Annotated in this window: 13 protein-coding genes; 4 read left to right on the top strand and 9 right to left on the bottom strand. The window is 71.5% G+C overall.

Translation table 11 applies throughout. The features are described from left to right. Nucleotides 1–80: 80 nt before the first annotated feature. The 3 genes from J2S55_RS28670 to J2S55_RS28660 all read right to left on the bottom strand — a co-directional run bounded on the left by J2S55_RS28670 (nt 81) and on the right by J2S55_RS28660 (nt 5,052). Nucleotides 81–3,476 (bottom strand): M28 family peptidase, encoded by a 3,396-nt coding sequence (locus tag J2S55_RS28670; RefSeq protein WP_306867274.1) that lies wholly within the window; start codon nt 3,474–3,476, stop codon nt 81–83. Between the two features lie 606 nt (nt 3,477–4,082). Then, nucleotides 4,083–4,505 (bottom strand): DUF5360 family protein, encoded by a 423-nt coding sequence (locus tag J2S55_RS28665; RefSeq protein ID WP_306867272.1) that lies wholly within the window; start codon nt 4,503–4,505, stop codon nt 4,083–4,085. Further along, the gene (locus J2S55_RS28660; protein WP_306867269.1) at nt 4,492–5,052 is read right to left on the bottom strand and encodes a TetR/AcrR family transcriptional regulator; all 561 of its coding nucleotides are present in this window, start codon (nt 5,050–5,052) and stop codon (nt 4,492–4,494) included. Before J2S55_RS28660 ends, J2S55_RS28665 begins: the two co-directional genes overlap by 14 nt. Nucleotides 5,053–5,119: 67 nt before the next feature. Here J2S55_RS28660 and J2S55_RS28655 point away from each other — a divergent pair, with 67 nt between their 5' ends. The 3 genes from J2S55_RS28655 to J2S55_RS28645 all read left to right on the top strand — a co-directional run bounded on the left by J2S55_RS28655 (nt 5,120) and on the right by J2S55_RS28645 (nt 8,167). Continuing rightward, nucleotides 5,120–6,658: a gamma-glutamyltransferase family protein gene (locus J2S55_RS28655; RefSeq protein ID WP_306867267.1), complete on the top strand. Its 1,539-nt coding sequence runs from the start codon at nt 5,120–5,122 to the stop codon at nt 6,656–6,658. A gap of 47 nt (nt 6,659–6,705) precedes the next feature. Then, nucleotides 6,706–7,011: a DUF5709 domain-containing protein gene (locus tag J2S55_RS28650; RefSeq protein ID WP_306867264.1), complete on the top strand. Its 306-nt coding sequence runs from the start codon at nt 6,706–6,708 to the stop codon at nt 7,009–7,011. A gap of 373 nt (nt 7,012–7,384) precedes the next feature. Then, nucleotides 7,385–8,167 carry an AfsR/SARP family transcriptional regulator gene (locus J2S55_RS28645; protein WP_306867262.1) on the top strand — a complete coding sequence of 261 codons (783 nt, stop codon included), beginning with the start codon at nt 7,385–7,387 and terminating at the stop codon, nt 8,165–8,167. On the opposite strand, the gene J2S55_RS28640 is transcribed toward J2S55_RS28645, so the two are convergent. The 5 genes from J2S55_RS28640 to J2S55_RS28620 all read right to left on the bottom strand — a co-directional run bounded on the left by J2S55_RS28640 (nt 8,147) and on the right by J2S55_RS28620 (nt 13,911). Further along, nucleotides 8,147–9,694: an ATP-binding cassette domain-containing protein gene (locus J2S55_RS28640; protein WP_306867260.1), complete on the bottom strand. Its 1,548-nt coding sequence runs from the start codon at nt 9,692–9,694 to the stop codon at nt 8,147–8,149. The two genes, J2S55_RS28645 and J2S55_RS28640, sit on opposite strands and share 21 nt — an antisense overlap. Continuing rightward, nucleotides 9,684–10,856: a protein-L-isoaspartate O-methyltransferase family protein gene (locus J2S55_RS28635; protein ID WP_306867259.1), complete on the bottom strand. Its 1,173-nt coding sequence runs from the start codon at nt 10,854–10,856 to the stop codon at nt 9,684–9,686. Before J2S55_RS28635 ends, J2S55_RS28640 begins: the two co-directional genes overlap by 11 nt. Nucleotides 10,857–10,864: 8 nt before the next feature. Then, nucleotides 10,865–11,866 carry an MvdC/MvdD family ATP grasp protein gene (locus J2S55_RS28630; protein ID WP_306867257.1) on the bottom strand — a complete coding sequence of 334 codons (1,002 nt, stop codon included), beginning with the start codon at nt 11,864–11,866 and terminating at the stop codon, nt 10,865–10,867. Between the two features lie 150 nt (nt 11,867–12,016). After that, nucleotides 12,017–12,346 carry a hypothetical protein gene (locus J2S55_RS28625; protein ID WP_306867255.1) on the bottom strand — a complete coding sequence of 110 codons (330 nt, stop codon included), beginning with the start codon at nt 12,344–12,346 and terminating at the stop codon, nt 12,017–12,019. Between the two features lie 905 nt (nt 12,347–13,251). Continuing rightward, complete coding sequence (locus J2S55_RS28620) at nt 13,252–13,911, bottom strand: HAD family hydrolase (RefSeq protein WP_306867253.1); 660 nt, start codon at nt 13,909–13,911, stop codon at nt 13,252–13,254. 159 nt (nt 13,912–14,070) lie between these two features. On the opposite strand from J2S55_RS28620, the gene J2S55_RS28615 reads away from it, so the two are divergent. Beyond that, nucleotides 14,071–14,673 (top strand): Uma2 family endonuclease, encoded by a 603-nt coding sequence (locus tag J2S55_RS28615; RefSeq protein WP_306867251.1) that lies wholly within the window; start codon nt 14,071–14,073, stop codon nt 14,671–14,673. A gap of 127 nt (nt 14,674–14,800) precedes the next feature. On the opposite strand, the gene hrpA is transcribed toward J2S55_RS28615, so the two are convergent. Next, entirely contained in the window at nt 14,801–18,679 is a 3,879-nt protein-coding gene (gene hrpA / locus J2S55_RS28610; protein WP_306867249.1) for an ATP-dependent RNA helicase HrpA, read from the bottom strand. Nucleotides 18,680–18,750: the final 71 nt, after the last annotated feature.

Raw genomic sequence — 18,750 nt, 5'->3', positions numbered from 1 at the left:
CGTCCGGACCCGGGAGACGGCGGACCCCCGGGACCCGACCGCTCGGTCCCGGGGGCGTCTTCGATCCGCTGGCCGGTCACTCAGACGGTGATGCTCCACCAGTCGAGGTAGCCGGTGTCGATGAAGTAGTTGTCGGTGACCTCCAACAGCCACTGTCCGGCCGCCTGCTGGGTGACCGGGACCGTGTAGGTCCGCGTGCCGTACGACGTGCAGGTGGAGCCGCCGCTGGAGTCGAGGAGATACCACTTCCCGCTCGGGCCGCGGAGCCAGATCTCAAGGTCCTCGGCGCAGGTGTGGTCGATCGTGACGGTGAGCTTGACGGGCGAGGTCGCCGGCCCGGTCGCGGTGGAGGTGATCGGGCTCTCGACGGTTTCGAGGTCGTCGATGGTGTAGTCGGTGTCGTTGCGGAACGTGCGGCCGGGCGAGGTGCCCTGCACGGTCAGCGTGTACACCGAGGTGTGGGTGGCGGTCTCGCCGGTGCCCGTCACCGTCACCTGGTAGGTGCCGGCGGGCGTCGTGGCCGTGGTGGCGATGGTGAGCGTGGAGGAGCCGCCCGAGGTCACCGACGCCGGGTTGAAACCGGCCGTGGCGCCGCCGGGCAGACCCGACGCGGACAGGTTGACCGTCTGCGCGGTGCCCGCCGTGGTGGCGGTGGCGACCGTGGAGGTGGCCGCCTGGCCGGCCTGGACCGTCCCCGACGACGGGTTCGTGGAGATCGAGAAGTCGCGGCTCGTGGTGGTGCCCGTGGCGAGCTTCCAGATCGCGTACGCCGAGGCGTCGGCGGCCCGGTCCAGAACGGTGTCGTTGATGTTGCTCGTGGTGTCGCACGACTGGTGGTAGCAGGGGTCGTACGCCCGGCCCGCCGTACCGCCCCACTTGGTGGCCTGGGCCGAGGACTTGATGGCGCTGGCGCCGGCCGCCACGCCGGAGGTCGCGATCCCCGCGTTGCGGAACGACGCGTCGTCGGACCGGTTGGCGCCCTCGGTATTCTCCTCCGGCTGGAGGCTCAGGCCGTCGTAGAAGGCCTTGAGGTACCGGGCCGCCTCGGTGGTGATGTTGTTGATGAAGTAGCCGCCGTTGGTGGAGCCCACCATGTCGTAGTTGTGGTAGACCTTGATCTTGCTACGCTCGGTGGAGCTGAGCGAGTTGACGTAGAACTCCGAACCGTTGAGGCCCTGCTCCTCGTCGGTCCACCAGCCGAACCGCACGTGCTTGGCCATCGTCGGGTTCTTCGCCGCCAGGGTCAGCGCGACCTCCAGCAGCACCGACGAGCCCGAGCCGTTGTCATTGATGCCCGGACCGGCCGAGACGCTGTCCAGATGGGCGCCGGCCATGACGACCTGGTTGGCGTCGCCGCCGGGCCAGTCGGCGATCAGGTTCGGCCCGGCCCCGGAGGTGCAGCCGGAGGTGCAGGGCTGCCGCACCACGGTGTAGCCGGCGGCGGTGAGCTTCTGCTCGATGTAGGACACCGACGCGGTGTAGCCGGCGCCCGTGGACCTGCGGTTGCCGCCGTTGGCGGTGGCGATGCTCTGGAGCTGCTGCAGGTGAGTCTTGACGTTCGCGACGCTGATGTCCGGCGGGTCGGTCGGGTTGGGCCCGGTGCCGACCGTCAGGGTGTAGGCCGCCGTGTGCGTGCCGGAGGTGGCGGAGCCGGTGACCGTGACGGTGTACGTCCCGGCCGGCGTCGACCCGGCGGTGCTGACGGTCATGGTGGAGGAGGCGCCCGAGGTCACCGAGGCCGGGTTGAAGCTCACGGTGGCGCCCGCCGGCAGGCCGGAGGCGGTGAGGTTGATCGTCTGCGCGCTGCCCGAGGTGGTCTGCGTGCCGACGGTCGAGGTGGCCTGCTGGCCGGGCTGCACCGAGCCCGCGGCGGGGTTCAGCGACACGGAGAAGTCGTTGCCCGTCGCGGCGCAGGTCGGCTCGCCGGACTGCACCGGCACGCTGATCGCGTTCCAGGCCGCCTTGGTGGCGGCGCACTCGGGGCTGTTGGCGCCGTACAGTTCCACCGCCGCCGTCAGCGACGCCGACCTGGCGTTGGCGTACTTCCAGGTGGAGGTCTTGCGCATCAGCGCGCCCATGAAGATCTTGCCGGCCTTCTGGATGCCGATACCGGACACCGAGGAGGGGCCGCCGGAGCAGATCGGGCTGTTCGGCTTGCCGCCGCCCGGCGAGGAGCCCTCGGCCAGCAGGTAGAACCAGTGGTTGAACGGGCCGGCCGCGGCGTGCACCTCGGTGTTCGGGATCGAGGAGGACCAGCAGTTGGGGTCGCCCACCCGGGACGGGTCGTACATGTAGCGGATCGGACCGTCGCCGACGAGGTCCACCTCCTCGCCGACCTCGTAGTCCGGCGGGTCGTTCGGGTTGTTGGCGTAGGCCTCGGTGAGCGCCCCGAAGACGTCGCCGACGGCCTCGTTGATACCGCCGTTCTCGTTGCCGGAGCCGGCGCCGCCGGGAGTGGTCTGGAAGACGGCGTGGCCGAACTCGTGACCCACCACGTCGATGTTCGTCGCCTGGCGCTGGTTGTCCTGCGAGTGGCCGAAGTTGGTGGTGCTGCCGTCCCAGTAGGCGTTGACGTCGGAGAGCCCGACCTTGGCCGGGAAGCCGCCGCCGCTGCCGTTGATGCCGCTGCGACCGAGCCAGTCGCGCAGCATGTCCCATTCCTTCTGGACCGCGTAGAGCGCGTCCACGCACGCGGTCTCCAGGTTCGTCCCGGAGCCGTTCCCCCAGGCGTCGTCGGTGCCGGTGTAGGCGGAGCCGTTCTGCCCGCCGCAGCGGATGCCGCTGCGGGTCGTGTCGGTCATCGAGTACGAGGTGCCGGAGCCGCTCGTGGCGATGGTGACCTGGCCGTTGTAGTAGCTGTTCCCGGTGCCCGCCCGCACCTCGTCGTAGGAGTCGACGATCTTTCCGGTGCGCGCGTCGACGAACACGTGCTGCTTGCTCGGCTTGCCGTCGGCGATGCCGGAGACCAGGGCCTCCCAGGCGAGGCGTGGCCTGGCACCCCAGGCCAGGACCACCAGGCGCGGGTCCGCGCTGTCGTCGACCCGGGTCAGCCGGGTCTTCGCCTCGGCGCGGGCGGCCTCGGCGGTCACCGTCGGCGAGGTCGGCACGTTCCGGGTGGCGCCGGCGGCCGCCGCGGTGTCGCGGACGTTCCCGGCGGAGTCGGTGATCACGACCGCGTCGCCGCCCACCACGGGGAGCCCCTTGTAGGTGCGCTCGTAGGCGACGGAGTACATGCCGCCGGAGCCCGCGGTCACGGCGGTGCGCCGGTAGCTCTCCTCCGGGCCCTTGCGCAGGTCGTCCAGGCCGCTCGCGACGGCCTGGTCGGCGGCGGCCAGGGCGAGCTGGGGCGGGTCGGCGAGGGAGCGGAGGTGGTCGGCCGTCCCGGGGGACGGTTTCGCGGCCGCAGGTGAGGAAGGTGCCACCGCGGCCACGACGGCCAGGCCGACGGCAGCCGCGAGTACAGCTCTGCGTCTCACGCGTGTTCCTTTCGATCGATGTCCCGCGCCGCGGCCGTCCGCGTGAGCGGGCGGCGGCGGCCGCGCCGCCGGGGATCACCCGGCGGCGGGCACAGCGGGATCGGGGGGGTGAAAAGGAAGATGAGCAGCGGAATCCGCCCGGGTGAGACGGGCGGTCGGCGGGAGTTCCGCCCGGACGGAACAGGTGGCCGGATCGGGAGAGGTCATCCGTTTCCGGGCCGCCGTTCCAGCCGCGGCCGACGGTGCCGGCGGTGACACCGTCGCCGGACGGCTAGGGCGGGGAGGGGAGGCGGCGCTCCATGACGCTCCTTGTTCTGCGGATCGCTCCGCGGACGCGGTGGGCATTTCCGGGCCGCCGGTCCTGCTCGGTCGGCGTTCGCGCGTCTCCGTCACCCGTGCGGGCCGGAGAGGGGCGTCGATCTCGCGCGATGACCGGGCGGATGTGCGGCGACCTGTGCCGTGACGCTAGATCCGCGATCAGGCGCCGAACATCCGTATCGACATCCGTATGCCTACGGAAAAAGCGGCTCCCGCGCCGAGCCGCTTGAGGATGAGCCCGTTCCCGGGCTGGACATGCCGGAGCCAGATAAACGGACAAATAACGCTTTACCGGGCGGTCGTGGCCGGCGCGGCCGGACCGGCGAGACGGACGATCGCGGGGAGGGGGAACAGCAGCAGGTAGAGGTTGGGGATCCACCAGGCCGGGGAGAAGTCCCCGCGCAGGGTCCAGAAGGCGATGGCCATCAGGCCGGAGGCCGCGGTCAGGACCAGGGAGACGAGCATCAGCGGCGGGCCGTTCGGCGCGCCCCTGCGGATGAGGTGGAGGCTGGTCAGGCCGGTGGCGCCGGCCAGGACGTCGATCCAGAGGAACGACCAGTTCCAGGAGACCATGATCGGGTCGGCGTAGTCGGCGAAGGCCCACTCCGGCGGGACGAGGCCCAGGCCGGTGACCGAGAAGTAGACCAGGAAGCCGATGTCGGTGACCAGCATGAGCGCCTTGGTCACCCCGGAGGGGCTACGGCGCGCCACAGTCGATCATCTCCATCAGATGGCGGCGGACCCGCTCGTGCAGCCCGGCCTCGGGCTCGGCCAGGCCCAGCAGGCGGGCCGCCCACCAGCCGTCCACGGCCAGGCGGACCAGGGTGGCGACCGCGGGGTCGACCCCGTCGTCGGTGAGGCGGCGCTGCCAGGTGGCGTAGCGCTCCCGCAGGGGCGCGAGCCCGCCGGGGTCGACGAGGACGCCCGCCAGCAGGGCGGCGGTGACCCGGTCGGCCGGGGCCCGACCGCCGGCCGGACGCTCGGGGACGGCCTCGGGGACGGTCGCGGCGACATAGGCGCGCAGGAAGTCGCCCGGCCGCGGGCCGGCGTCGGCGAGAGCCGCGTCGAAGGCGCCGACCAGGCGCTCGATCATCGCGGCGACCAGGGCCTGCTTGGTGGGGAAATGGTAGAACAGCCCGCCCTTGGAGATCCCCGCACGCCGGGCCACGGCCTCCAGGGTCAGCGACTCGGCCCCTTCGGTGAGCAGCACCTCGGCGGCGGCGTCGAGCAGGCGATCTTTTGAACTCGGTCTCGGCACGGCCGAAACTGTACCGGCCGACCGGTATAGTTTCAACGGCGGACAGCGGAAGCCGTACGCTCTCGTCATGCTGAACACCCGCTACGCGCGCTCTGGAATGGTCTGCACTGTCGATCACCTCGCCTCCAGCGCGGGCGTGGCCATGCTGGAGCGGGGAGGTTCGGCGGCCGACGCGGCGATCGCGGCCAACGCCGTGCTGGCGGTGACCGCACCGCACATGTGCGGGCTGGGCGGCGACCTGTTCGCGCTCGTCCATGACGGCTCCGGCGCGCCCGCGGCGCTCAACGCCTCCGGGCGGGCGGGATCGGGCGCCGACCCCGAGCGGCTGCGCGCCGAGGGGCACGACCGCATGCCGCACCGGCACGACGTCCGCTCGGCCCCGGTGCCGGGATGCGCGGACGGCTGGCTGGCCCTGCACGGGCGGTACGGCAGGCTGCCGGCGGCGGAGGTGCTGGCACCGGCGATCAGGCACGCCCGCGACGGGTTCCCGGTCTCGCCGCTGATGGTCCCCGCGTTGGAGACGGTCGGCCCGCTGTGCGAGGACTTCGCCCCGGCCCGGCAGGCCGGCGACCTGATCCGGCGGCCCGGGGTGGCGCGGGCGCTGGAGGCACTGACCGCCGGCCGGGACGGGTTCTACCTCGGCGAGTTCGGCGAGGGACTGCTCGCGGTCGGCGGTGGTGAGTACACCGAGGACGACCTGGCCAAGGACAGCGCGCAGTGGGTGGATCCGCTGCGGGCGCGGGCCTTCGGGCACGACGTGTGGACCATGCCGCCCAACTCGCAGGGATACCTGCTGCTGCTGGCCCTCGGCATCGCCGAGGGGCTCGACCTGCCCGCCGACCCGGCCGACCCCCTCTGGGCGCACCTGCTGGTGGAGGCCGCGCGGCTGGCCGGGCACGACCGGCTGGAGGTGCTGTTCGACGGCGCCTCCGTCGACGGGGCGCTGGGCTCGGCCGCCGCGCGCCGCGCCCTGATCGACCCGGCCGGACGGGCCGCGGTGCGCGATCTCACCGCGCCGGGCGACACCACCTACCTGTGCGCGGTGGACGGCGACGGCATGGGCGTCTCGCTGATCCAGTCCAACGCCGCCGGCTTCGGCAGCCTGGTCTTCGAGCCTCACACCGGCATCAACCTGCACAACCGGGGCATCGGGTTCTCGCTGGTCCCGGGTCATCCCGCCGAGTACGGCCCCGGCCGCCGCCCCCCGCACACCCTGGTCCCCGCCCTGGTCACCCGGCCTGACGGGTCGCTCCGCTCGGTGGTGGGCACGATGGGCGGCGACGCCCAGCCGCAGATCCTGCTCCAGGTCCTGACCCGCCTGCTCGTCCACGGCCGGACGGCCGGCGAGGCGGTCGGCGCCCCCCGCTGGCGGCTGGCCGCAGGCGGCACCGGCTTCGACACCTGGCACGCCCCCGACCAGGCCGTGGTCGAGGTGGAGGAGGGCGGCCCGTGGGGCGAGGGCCTGCGCGACCGGGGACACCCCGTCGCCGCCGCGCCGTACGGTTCCGCCTTCGGCCACGCGCACCTGATCGACGTGCTGCCCTCGGGCGTCCTGGCCGGGGCCGCCGACCCGCGCTCGGTCATCGGGGCCGCGGCGGGGCTCTGACCGGGGGTTTCCGGCGACAGAACGGGTAGGGCGGCGATATGAGTGAAATGCCCCCAGACCGTGAGGGTCTGAGCGACGAGCAGGCGGTCGAGGTCGAGGAGTGGACCGACGACCTCGGCATCAACCACGAGATCCGCGAGGACGACCCCGAGCACCGGGACACCCTTGACGAGCGCCTCCGGCGCGAGGCCCCGGACCGCGAGCGACCCTCGCGCGAGGAGAGCCGCCTGGTGGCGCCGGACGAGGGCATCGGCCCGGACGAGACGTCCGAGGCCTACGCCCGGGACGTCGGCCCCGACGACGGCGACCTGTCGGCCGAGGAGCGCGCCGTCCACATCGACCCCGAGACCTGACCCGGGAGCACGGCCGCCGGCCGCGCGGGCGAGGGCCGGCCCCAGAGACCCGCCCGCGCGGCCCACCCGGTCCGCCTCAATGAGGAGGGCCGGCAGGACGCGCTGCCGGCGAGCACGCCCGAGGACGGCCGGCGACCCGCCGGCTGTGACGGGGGACTCCCCCGACGGCACGGACTCCGCGGTTCCCGCCCGTACTCCCCGCGACGGCTCCGCCGCCACCGGGACGCCAATCGGTGACGCGTCATTCTTTGTCAGGCTATTCAAGATTTATTCAAGGTTTTTCGCACAGTGGCCGATGAATAGTGAGTGTTGATGGGTCCTCGGGCCCGTCCAGACAGTCCTGGCCCGTGCGAAAGGGTTCGACGGTCGCGACATGGTTGCACACGGCGTATCTGACGACCGGTCCCTGCGTTTCAGCATCCTCGGCCCGCTGGAGGCGAGCCGGTACCAGCAGATCCTGCCGATATCCGCCCGGCGTCCGCGCGTCGTGCTGGCGACCATGCTGCTGGCCGCGAACAAGGTCGTGTCCGCCCAGCGGCTGACCCGGGCACTGTGGCCCGGCTGGCCGCCGGACACGGCGCGGACGCAGATCCACTACTGCGTGTCCTCGCTCAGGAAGCGGCTCGCGCCGGCGGACGTCATCCTCTCCCACCCCTCGGGTTACGCCCTGACGATCGCCGAGGATCAGCTCGACGCGCTGGCGTTCCACCGGCTCGTGTCCGACGCGGAGGCGGCGCGGGAGAACGGCGACCTGGACGCGGCCGCCCGGCTGCTGCGGCAGGGGCTGTCGCTGTGGCGGGGCCCGGCCCTGGACGGGCTCGACGTCCCCTGCCTGGGGGCGGAGGCCGCCCGGCTCGACGAGCTGCGGCTGCTGGCCTTCGAGGAACTGGTCGATGTCGAGCTGCGGCTGGGCCGGGCCCAGGAGGTGATCCCCGGGCTCCGCGAGCAGGTGGCCCTCTTCCCCCTGCGCGAGCACCTGGCGGCCCAGCTCATGACCGCGCTCCACCGCGCGGGCCGCCGGTCCGAGGCGCTCGCCGTGTTCCGCGGGGTACGGCGCCGCCTACGGGAGAACGAAGGGCTCGGGCCGGGGCCTGAGCTGCGCGGCGTCGAACAGCTCATCCTCAGCGCCGACGCGTCACCCGGCCGCGGCGCCTGACTCCTCCACCGCGCCGGACGGCGCCGCGTACACGGCCAGATGCAGCCGGAACAGCTCCGCGTACAGCCCGTCCTGCGCCATCAGCCCGGCGTGCGCGCCGTGCTCGACGATCCGGCCGCGGTCCAGGACGTAGATCCGGTCGGCGAGCTGCGCGCTCGTCATGCGGTGGGTGATGAGGACGACCGTCCGCGGTTGCCGATCCTCCTCTCCCGCCGGCGCCCCCCGCCCGAGGACCCGCGCGCTGACGTCGGCGAACAGCGCGTGCTCCGCGCGCGCGTCCATGGCCGCCGTCGGCTCGTCGAAGATGAGCAGCGGCACGTCCCGGTAGAGGCCGCGGGCGATCGCGATCCGCTGCCACTGCCCCCCGGACAGTTCCTGCCCCCCGGCGAAGCGGCGGTCGAGCAGCGTGTCGTACCCGTGCGGCAGCCGGTCGACGACCGGGCCGAGCCCGGCCGCGGCGCCGGCCGCGATCACCGGCGCGTCTCCTCGCGCGTCGCCCGCCTCGATGTTCTGCCGTGCCGTGAGGGGCCAGCGGGTGTAGTCCTGGGGCACGTAGCCGATCCGCGCCCGGAGCGCGGCGGGGTCGATCTCGGTCGTGGGCACGTCGTCCCATCTCACCTCGTCCCTGTCCGGCCGGTAGAGTCCGGCCAGGATCCTCGCCGGCGTGGACTTGCCCGAGCCGTTCTCGCCGACGAGGGCGATGATCTCCCCTCGCTTGATCTCCATGTTGACGCGGTCGAGCACCGCGACGTCGGAGGCCGGATAGGAGAACGACACGTCACGCAGGGTGATCGTGTCGAAGGCCGGGGACGCGGCGCCGGGCGACGGCTCCGGCGTGCGCTCCCGCGCCAGCGTGCAGAAGTCGAGATAGTCGGTGAAGTACAGGCCCTCCTCGTAGCAGCGGCTGACCGTGCGCATCAGGGCGATGAGCGTCGTGCGGCCGACGCCGACGGCGAGCGCCGCAGTGGCCGCCTCGGCCAGCGGGACCACCCCGAAGACGAGCAGGAGGCCCAGCGTCAGGTACACCACGCCCGCGCTCAGGGCCGCGAAGGCCTCCCCCAGCACCCGGACGCCCGTCTGCCTGCGCGCCAGGCGCAGGCGCTCGCCCTGCTCGACGCGGGTGACCGCGGAGAACTGCGCCAGCAGGAAGCGGCTCATGCCGTACGAGCGGACCTCCGGTGCCGTGGCACGGTCGGCCATGAGCTCGTTGAGGATCCACTTGCGCCGCAGGCTGGTCGACAGCAGGTGGACCGTCGCGTACCCCATCCTGGCGACCAGCACCTCGGCCCACCCGGCCGGCAGCGCGGCGACGACCAGCAGCGCCAGCAGCAGCGGGTGGAGCATGCCCAGCACGCCCGCCACCGCGGCGATGCCGGCCAGCCCGGCCACGACGTCGACGGTCGCGTCGACCACGGCGCCCGCCGAGGCGGCGCCGCGGAAGGGCACGCGCGACAGCTCGTCCTCGCGGGGATACCAGGCGGGGTCGTCGGCAAGCTCCGGGAACTCCGCGGCCTCCTCACGTCCCAAGGAAGCCCCGCTCTCCCAGCACGCGGCCGCCGCGCGTGGCGAGGCTCGTACGGCCCGCCTGCCACGACCACACGTAGCCGCCCTCGTCCGGGCGTCCGGCGCCGTCCCAGAGCCGGCGCACCGCCGTCAGCCGTTCGGCCAGGCCACGGCCCGCGGACGTGGCGCGGACCGCGCCGCTCCCGTCCACGATCAGCGAGCAGTTCTCGCGGTGGCCGTCCACGAGCTGGACGGCGGGGGCACCGCCGGCCGGGGGAGAGAACGGCAGGGCGGCCAGCCCGGGGATCGCGAAACCGGCGAGCAGGGCCAGGCCGGCAGGCGTGCCCGGCTCGATCGACCCGGCGGGCCCGAACTCGTCCAGGCTCACCTCCACGGCCTCGTGGACCGGCACGCCGGGTAGCGCCGTGGCACCGCTCGATCCGCCGTGCACCAGCGAGGGGCAGGTGCGCCCGCCGTTGGCCAGGAACCGCCCGGTGGCCATGTCCTCGCCGGTCCGGCGGACCACGAGGGTGAGCCCCCGCCACGGCAGCGGATACGTGGCGACCAGCGTCCCGCCCGGTCGCAGCGCGGCGATCCAGCCACCGGGGACGACGGTGGTCGCGGCCGAGACGAGGACCCGGGAGAAGCACGCGTACCCGGAGTCAAGCCGGGTGGCGTCGCCCGCGCGGACCGTGACCGCGTCGAAGCCGAGGCGCGCGAGCGTCCTGCCCGCCACGGCGGCGAGGCCGTGGTCGATCTCGACGGTCTCGACGGCCGCTCCGGTGACCTCGGACAGCAGCGCCGCGGCGTACCCGGTGCCCGTTCCGATCTCCAGGACTCTCGCCCCGGTGGGCGGGTCCAGTTCCTGCAGCAGGTGCCCGACGAGCGACGGCGCGGTGCAGGACGATCGGATGCCGCCGTCGTCCGCGCACCGGACGACCAGGGGCCGGTCCGTGTAGGCGGCGGCGATCGCCTCGGCCGGATCCGGCATCTCGGGCCAGCGGAACCGGTCGTCCGGCCGTTCCGGCAGCCAGAAGGCGTGGTCAGCCACGAAGGCGTGCCGGGGCACCCGGGCGAAGGCGGCCCGCAGCCGCGGACAGGACAGACCTCTCTCCTCGGCGAGCAGCGTGACGAGAGCCGCCCGGCGCTCCGCGGCGATCTCGTCGACGGTGGTGGCGGGTCGCACGCCGATCCCTATCGGGCCAGGCCGGCCGCCAGGTACTCGGCCATGGCCCCCCTCAGATTCAGGTCCTCGATCTCGTCGTCCAACCAGGCGAACTGCCCTGACGGGTTGACCTCCAGGAACACATGCTCGCCGCGGGGTGTGACCACCATGTCCACGGCGCCGTAGTTCAGCCCGAGCTCGCGCATGAGCGCGCGCAGGCCGGTCTCCACCGATTCGGGGATGTCCACCCTGCTGTGCCGGAGGTGCTCGTCGGAGCCCACCGGGCAGGAGCGCCAGTCGACGGCCCGCCCGCCGTCCTCGTCGACGCCGTCGATCCTGACGGGGAAGAGCCGGTCGCCGATGACGGTGATGCGCAGGTCGTACGCCTTCTCGACGAGCTCCTGGAAGATGCAGGGCGCGAACCGGACGCGGGCCAGCAGGTCGTCGTCGAGCTGCGCCACCGCCGAGGTGAACAGGCCGCCGGGCCAGCCGCCCGGCTCGCGGATCAGCCCGCTGTTGAGCGCCTTGTAGATCATCGACCCCTCGCACTCGGCATGGAACGGCCTGACGCGGGCGGGATCATTGGTGATCAGGGTCCGGGGCACGCGCAGGCCCACGCTTCTGGCGATCCGCAGTTGCAGCGGCTTGTAGTCGGCACGTGCCTCCAGGTCGGGACGGTTGACCCAGAGCACGGGCAGGCCGCTCATCACCCCGCCGAACGCGTGCGCCGCCTCCTTCTGCGCGAACTCGCGGAACGGGCCGGTGAGCGCGTCGTCGAACCGGAACGCCGTCGGCCGCAGGTACCAGACCGACGCGACATCCTCCAGCGAGATCGACCGCTCGCTGTGGGTCGAGTCGAACAGCTCGGTCGTGCATCCCGCGGGACCGATCCGGTACGTCAGCGTGGAGTTGACCGGGTAGTAGCTCGTGTCGTAGCGGAACACCGGGACATCCATGTCGTGGAGGACCTTGACGACGCTGTCGGCGGTGAGATCCATCTCCTGGGTGAGGACGACGACCGTGCGCTTCATGCGGATCCCTTCGTGCTTCGTGTTCGGCAGGCTGCTCGCAGGAGGAATGACCGGCCGGTGAGGAGGCGGGAACGCGGGAGCTCCCGCCTCCGCCCGGACGAGCGGACGTCACGGAACCGGACGGTGGCCGGCCGTCAGGTCACCGGACCGTCAACAGGCGTCATCGGTGGTCGGGTCGTTGATCCACACGCCGCCGCCGATATAGGTGCTCTTGTTGGTCTTCGTGTACACGCCCTGCATGCGGATCTCCTGGTGCGAGGTCGACCAGATCTGCGCCTTGGGGTCGTAGTGGTGCTGCGACCAGAGGTCGGCGAGCGGGTTCTTGCCCGCGACCAGGTCGGGCCCGTAGTCGATCTCGAACGCGTACCCGAACGGCTTGACGGCGTCGTCGACGTCCAGATAGGCCGTGATGCGCTCGATGGATTCCGGCAGGCTCAGCTCGAGGAACTGCCGGGAGGTGCGGAAGGATTTCGGATACATTTCCCTGGCGGGCGCTTCTTGGATAACGAGGTCGAATGCCATTCCCAAGCCCTCCTTGCGGGACGCGGAATTCCGGCGGGCCGAATTCGGTCCGGCCGTTTCCACCCGAAGAATAAACGACCGACGCTACCAAAGGACTATCAAACCGCTACCACGGCTCCGACCTGGATTTTTCCGTCAAAAGACCTGTTTTGCAGGTGCTGAGGGTGCGGCTCCGGACGACGCCGCCCTCCGGCCCGGGAAAACGCCGCCCTCCGGCCCGGGAAAGAGGACGGCCGGGAGCGGGCGGTTATGTGACCGAGATGTCGGCGGTGGCCTCGGCGCCCGCTCAGGCCCCACCGGACAATCGCCGTCCCGGGCGCTCCGCGTCCTGGTGCCGCCCCTCGGTCCGGTAGCACCGCTGGGCCCGATCTCGATGTGCCGACCGTCGAGGAGGACCTCGACGTCACCCAGAAGCCGAAACTCCACCGGCATGACCGCCCCCGTCAATTGATCTTCTTTGTCCAACGGACCGGACATGCCGATTCAAGGGGTCGCACCGGGACCGCACGTGGGCGGCCGGGAGCGATCAGCCGTGGGCAGGCCGCACCGCACCGCCGGGCCGCAGGCCACGGCTCCGCCCCTTCCTGGAAAGTCACTTCACCGGCACGGGAGCGGCCCGCTCCGGTGGACCCTCCACCCGGGTCCGTGCGATGAGCCCTGAGCGGAGCGCCTTCCCCGGTCACAGCACCTGCCGCCATCGTGAACGGGGCCCGGCGGTATTGGCGCGGCATCCAACGGATACGCCTCAGACCTGCGCTTACGCAGAGGTCTCGAGCTGGTGGAACAGACCTGAGCCCTGCCCGTCAATGCGGGCCGGCGGCATGTCCGGCAGATGGGCAGATCAAAGCCCGCCCCTGAGGCGGTCAGCCGGCAGGCGTGGCGGTCAGCGCCGTGACGAGGGCGGGGAAGTCGTCGACGACGAAGTCCGCGTCCCCCGCCTCGGGGCGGGCGGCGTGCAGGTGACCCCAGGGGCCGCGGCGGATCAGGGCGGTCCGCATCCCGGCCGTGCGGGCGGGGCGGACGTCGTTGTCGATCCGGTCGCCCACGTAGAGGATCTCGCCGGGCTCCCGCCCCGACACCGCGACCACCTCGGCGAAGAAAGCGGGGTCGGGCTTGGCGACGCCCCAGCCGTCGGAGGTGTGGATCGCGTCGACGGGCAGGTCCATCGCGGCCAGCGCGTCGTAGGCCTGCGGCGGCTGGTTGCCCGCGATGATCAGCTCGTAGCCGAGGTCGCGGAGCACGGCCAGGCCGGGCCGTACGTCCGGATAGAGGTCGTCGGCGTCGAAGTTCACCCGGAGCCCGTCGGGGTCCTCCCGCTTCCACGCCTCCTGTTCGGCCTCGACGTCGAATCCGGGCCTGAACAGCTCGAAGGCGTCGGTGAGCGGCCGGTCGAGCGCGGCCATGCCGCCCAGCACGCCCAGCAGCGTGAACCGGGGGACGCCGAGCCGGTCGGCCCAGCGCGACCAGATCCGCGTCTCGTCGATCAGCGTCTCCCCCACGTCGAACACCAACGCCCGCACCACGATGCTCCCCCTTCGCTCAACCCACCGATCCTATTGGCGTACGGCGGCGCCCCCCGCGGCGGCCGGGGCGCCTCATAGCCACCGCGCATACCTCGCGTGTTTCGACGATCTCCATGGAACACTCAGAGTGCTTGTTCGGACACGAAGGGACACAGGTCGATGGTGATGACAGCGCCCGGACGCCCCGCTCAGCACACCGCCCCGGAAGACCCACAACTGCCTCGCACGCCGAGGGAGCTCTTCGAGTCCCTTCCTTCCACCCTCTGCCTCCGGGCCGAGATCATCGACGGGAACCTTCTCTTGAGCCCTTCCGGGACCCCCCAGCACGCCCGTATCGCCAGACGCCTCAGCCGAGCCCTGATTCCCGTGGAAGACGAGAACGGTTGGGAGAGCTTCACCGGCGACGTCGACGTCTGCATCGAGGGACCACGTGACACGGTGATCCCCGACTACTGCCTGGCCCCCGTGAACGCCCCGCTCTGGGGTGATCGAGAGATCCTCTCCTCAGGTTTGATCATGGTCGCCGAGGTCGTCTCACCGGGGAGCATGGAGATCGGCCGCGCCACCAAGCCCAGGATCTACGCGGGGTGCGACATCCCGATCATGCTGATCGTCGACTCCGTGGCCTCCCCGCCGACGGTCACCGTTCTCAGCGACCCCGAAGAGGGCGTCTACCGGAGCATGAGCCAGGTCCAGACAGGCAAGCCGATCCGGATCCCCGCCCCCGTCGACTTCGAGTTGGACACCTCGATCTTCCTGTAGTCCGCGCTTCCTCGACCGGACCCGTCGACGGCGTGCCTCCAGGGCCGTGACGGGGCCGCTCACGGGTGGCACGGCGCAGCCGCCGGACCACCCGGACGTCCTCCTCCGGAGGAGCCGGCGCCGGCGGTCAGCCGACGAGCTGCTCCATGGCCTTGCGGACGCGCTTGTCGGAGATCGAGTAAGGGGTGCCGAGGGTCTGGGCGAAGTAGCTGACCCTGAGCTCCTGGATCATCCAGCTGATCCGGCGGACGTCGTCGTCGGAACGGCGGGCGGGGGGGAGCTTGTCGACCAGGTCGTGATAGTCGTCCTCAAGATCGTGGATCTTGTGCATCCGCTCCTCGTCACGGAGCCGGTCGTCGGGCAGCTTCTCCAGCCGCCGCTGGGCCGCCTTGAGATAGCGGAGCAGGTCAGGCAGGCGCTTGTAGCCGGTGGCGGTGACGAACCCCGGGTAGACCAGTCCGGCCACCTGGTCGCGGATGTCCTCGATCGCGGGGGTCGAGCGGGCCTCGGGCAGCATGGTGGTGACCGAGTGCCAGACCCTGAGGATGCCCTCCACCCTGGCGACCACCTCGGCGGTGGTGTCGAACAGCTCGGCGCGGACCTTGTCGTGCAGGGCGGTGAAGGCGGGCCCGTCCCAGACCGGCCCGCCATACTCGCCCATCAGCTCGTCGGCGGCGCAGGCGATGCAGTCGTCGAACAGGGCGGTGGCGCCGGGATGCGGGCTCCGGCTGAGGGCGAGCTTGGCCTGGTTGTCCAGGCGGCCCAGCACCCATTTGGCCGGGGAGGGGGTGTTGAGCAGCAGCAGCCTGCGGGTGCCCTCCCACATGGCGCGGCGCTGCTCGGCCTCGGTCTCGAACATCCGCACGGCCACCGTGGCGCCCTCGTCGGCCAGCGCCGGATATGCCTTCATCCGGCGCTGCTCGAAGGTCTTGGGCAGCTCCCCCAGGTCCCACGTGGTCAGTCCGGACTTCTCCAGGCCGTCGGCGGCCCTGGAGAGGGTCTGGCGGAGCTTGGGCGCCAGCCGCCGCTTGAGCTCGGCCAGGTCCTTGCTCTCGGCCAGCTTGTGCTTGCGGCCGTCGATCACCCTGAAGGTGATCTTCAGGTGGTCGGGGACCAGGTCGAGCTGCCACGCCTCACGCGGCACCTGGATGCCGGTCAGGTCGAGCAGCTCCCGCTCCAGCACCGCCAGCAGCGGCTCCTGGGTGGGTCTGGCCCGCTGGAGCACCTGCCTGGCGTAGTTGGGGGCGGGCACGAAGTTGCGCCGGACGTTCTTCGGCAGGGCCCGGATCAGCGCGGTGAGGAGCTCCTCGCGCAGGCCGGGGATCTGCCAGTCGAAGCCCTCGACGTTCACCTGGTTGAGCAGGGCCAGCGGGATGTGCGCGGTGACGCCGTCGGCGTCGGTGCCCGGCTCGAACTGGTAGGTCAGCGGGAAACGCAGGCCGCCCTGGCGCCAGACGTCGGGGTAGTCGCGCTGGCTGACGTCCCCCGCCGCCTCGCTGATCAGCATCGACTTCTCGAAGCTGAGCAGGTCGGGCTGGGCCGTCCGGGTCTTCTTCCACCAGGAGTCGAAGTGGCGCCCGGAGACGACGTCGGCCGGGACGCGCTGGTCGTAGAAGTCGAACAGCGTCTCGTCGTCGACCAGGATGTCGCGGCGGCGGGCCCGCTCCTCAAGCTCCTCGACCTCTTCGAGGAGCCTGCGGTTGTCCTTGAAGAACGCGTGGTGCGTCTCCCAGTCGCCCTCGACCAGGGCGTGCCGGATGAACAGCTCGCGGCTCAGCTCCGGGTCGATGCGGCCGTAGTTGATCTTCCGCTGCACCACGATCGGCACGCCGTACAGCGTGACCTTCTCGTAGGCCATCACCGCGCCCTGGTTCTTCTCCCAGTGCGGCTCGGAGTAGGTGCGTTTGATCAGGTGCTGGGCGAGCGGCTCGACCCACTCGGGCTCGATCTTGGCGTTGACCCGGGCCCAGAGCCGGGAGGTCTCCACCAGCTCGGCGGACATGACCCACAACGGCTGCTTCTTGGCCAACGCGGAGCCGGGGAAGATCGCGAAGCGGGCGTTGCGGGCGCCGATGTATTCGGTGACGGGGCGGCGGGGACCGTCGTTCGTCGTCTTCTTGTCGATGTCCTTGACGCCGACGTGGGACAGCAGGCCCGACAGCAGCGAGAGGTGGATCTTCTGCTCGTCGCCGGGGGTGCTGTTCAGCGTGACGCCGAGCGACTTCGACATCTGGCGGAGCTGGCTGTAGACGTCCTGCCACTCGCGCACGCGCAGGTAGTTGAGGAACTCGGCCTTGCACAGGCGGCGGAAGGCGCTGGAGGACAGCTCCTTCTGCTGCTCCTGGAGGTATTCCCACAGGTTCAGGTAGGAGACGAAGTCCGACTCCTTGTCGGCGAAGCGGCGGTGCTTGTCATCGGCGGCCTGCTGCTTTTCGGCCGGGCGCTCGCGCGGGTCCTGGATGGACAGCGCCGCGGCGATGACCATGACCTCGCGGACGCACCCGTTGTGGTCGGCCTCCAGCACCATGCGGGCCAGACGGGGGTCGACCGGCAGGCCGGCCAGCTTGCGGCCGAGCGGGGTCATCTGCTTGGCCTGGTCGAAGGCGCCCAGCTCCTGGAGCAGGTCGTAGCCGTCCTTGACCTGGCGCTGGTCCGGCGGCTCGACGAACGGGAAGGCCCCGATGTCGCCCAGGCCGATGGAGGTCATCTGCAGGATGACCGAGGCGAGGTTGGTGCGCAGGATCTCCGGGTCGGTGAACTCCGGCCGGGTGAGGAAGTCGTCCTCCTCGTACAGCCGGATGCAGACGCCCTCGGAGACACGGCCGCAGCGGCCCTTGCGCTGGTTGGCCGAGGCCTGGGAGATCGCCTCGATGGGCAGGCGCTGGACCTTGGTGCGGTGGCTGTAGCGGGAGATGCGGGCGAATCCGGGGTCGACCACGTATTTGATGCCGGGCACGGTCAGCGAGGTCTCGGCGACGTTGGTGGCCAGCACGACCCGGCGGCCGGTGTGCCGCTGGAAGACCTTGTGCTGCTCGGCCGCCGACAGCCGGGCGTACAGCGGGAGGATCTCGGCGTCCTTGCGTTTGGACAGCGCGTCGGCGGTGTCGCGGATCTCGCGCTCGCCGCTGAGGAAGACCAGGATGTCGCCCGGCCCCTCGGCGCACAGCTCGTCCACGGCGTTGCTGATCGCCTGGATCTGGTCGTCGTCCTCGGCGACCGGCCGGTATCGGACCTCCACCGGGTAGGTCCGGCCGGAGACCTCGACGATCGGGGCGTCGCCGAAGTGCTTGGAGAAGCGCTCCGGGTCGATGGTGGCCGAGGTGATGACGACCTTGAGGTCCGGCCGTTTCGGCAGGAGCTGCTTGAGGTAGCCGAGGATGAAGTCGATGTTGAGGCTGCGCTCGTGCGCCTCGTCGATGATCAGCGTGTCGTACTGGGCGAGGTCGCGGTCGGTCTGCAGCTCGGCCAGGAGGATGCCGTCGGTCATCACCTTGACGAGCGTGCCGTCGCTCACCTGGTCGGTGAAGCGCACCTTGTAGCCCACGGCGTCGCCGAGCCGGGTGTCCAGCTCCTCGGCGACGCGCTCGGCCACGGTGCGGGCGGCGATCCGGCGGGGCTGGGTGTGCCCGATCAGGCCCCGGACGCCCCGACCCAGCTCCAGGCAGATCTTCGGCAGCTGGGTCGTCTTGCCGGAGCCGGTCTCACCGGCGACGATCACGACCTGGTGGTCGCGGATCGCCTCCAGGATGTCGTCCTTGCGCTGGCTGACCGGCAGCGCCTCCGGGTAGGTGACCACCGGCACCCCGGCCCGGCGGTCGGCCACCCTGCGCTCGGCCTTCTCGATGTCGGCGGTGATCTCCGCGGCGATCTTCTGCTGTGCGGTGCGGTTTCTGACCTTGCGCGCGCCGTCGAGCCGGCGCCGTAGCCGCCGCTGGTCACGCAGCGTGAGCTCGGGCAGGCGCGTGTGGAGGTCGGCGAGTGGAGATGTCAACGGAGGCGTTCCCATACTGCTTCCAGAGTACTTTCAGCCCGCAAGTCAGGAGCCAACCGCCCATCGTGCCCGAGCCTCGGCGCGGC

The organism is Streptosporangium brasiliense (assembly GCF_030811595.1).
GTDB classification, from domain to species: Bacteria; Actinomycetota; Actinomycetes; order Streptosporangiales; family Streptosporangiaceae; genus Streptosporangium; species Streptosporangium brasiliense.
Note: the sequence above shows the minus strand (reverse complement) of the source record. Positions and strands in the feature narration are given on the sequence as shown.

What these genes read in the sequence shown, in the direction of transcription:
- J2S55_RS28615 (WP_306867251.1), top strand. Translation starts at nt 14,071, where the DNA reads ATGGTGATGACAGCGCCCGGACGCCCCGCTCAGCACACCGCCCCGGAA.
- J2S55_RS28630 (WP_306867257.1), bottom strand. Translation starts at nt 11,866, where the DNA reads ATGAAGCGCACGGTCGTCGTCCTCACCCAGGAGATGGATCTCACCGCC.
- hrpA (WP_306867249.1), bottom strand. Translation starts at nt 18,679, where the DNA reads ATGGGAACGCCTCCGTTGACATCTCCACTCGCCGACCTCCACACGCGC.
- J2S55_RS28655 (WP_306867267.1), top strand. Translation starts at nt 5,120, where the DNA reads ATGCTGAACACCCGCTACGCGCGCTCTGGAATGGTCTGCACTGTCGAT.
- J2S55_RS28625 (WP_306867255.1), bottom strand. Translation starts at nt 12,346, where the DNA reads ATGTATCCGAAATCCTTCCGCACCTCCCGGCAGTTCCTCGAGCTGAGC.
- J2S55_RS28650 (WP_306867264.1), top strand. Translation starts at nt 6,706, where the DNA reads ATGCCCCCAGACCGTGAGGGTCTGAGCGACGAGCAGGCGGTCGAGGTC.
- J2S55_RS28645 (WP_306867262.1), top strand. Translation starts at nt 7,385, where the DNA reads ATGGTTGCACACGGCGTATCTGACGACCGGTCCCTGCGTTTCAGCATC.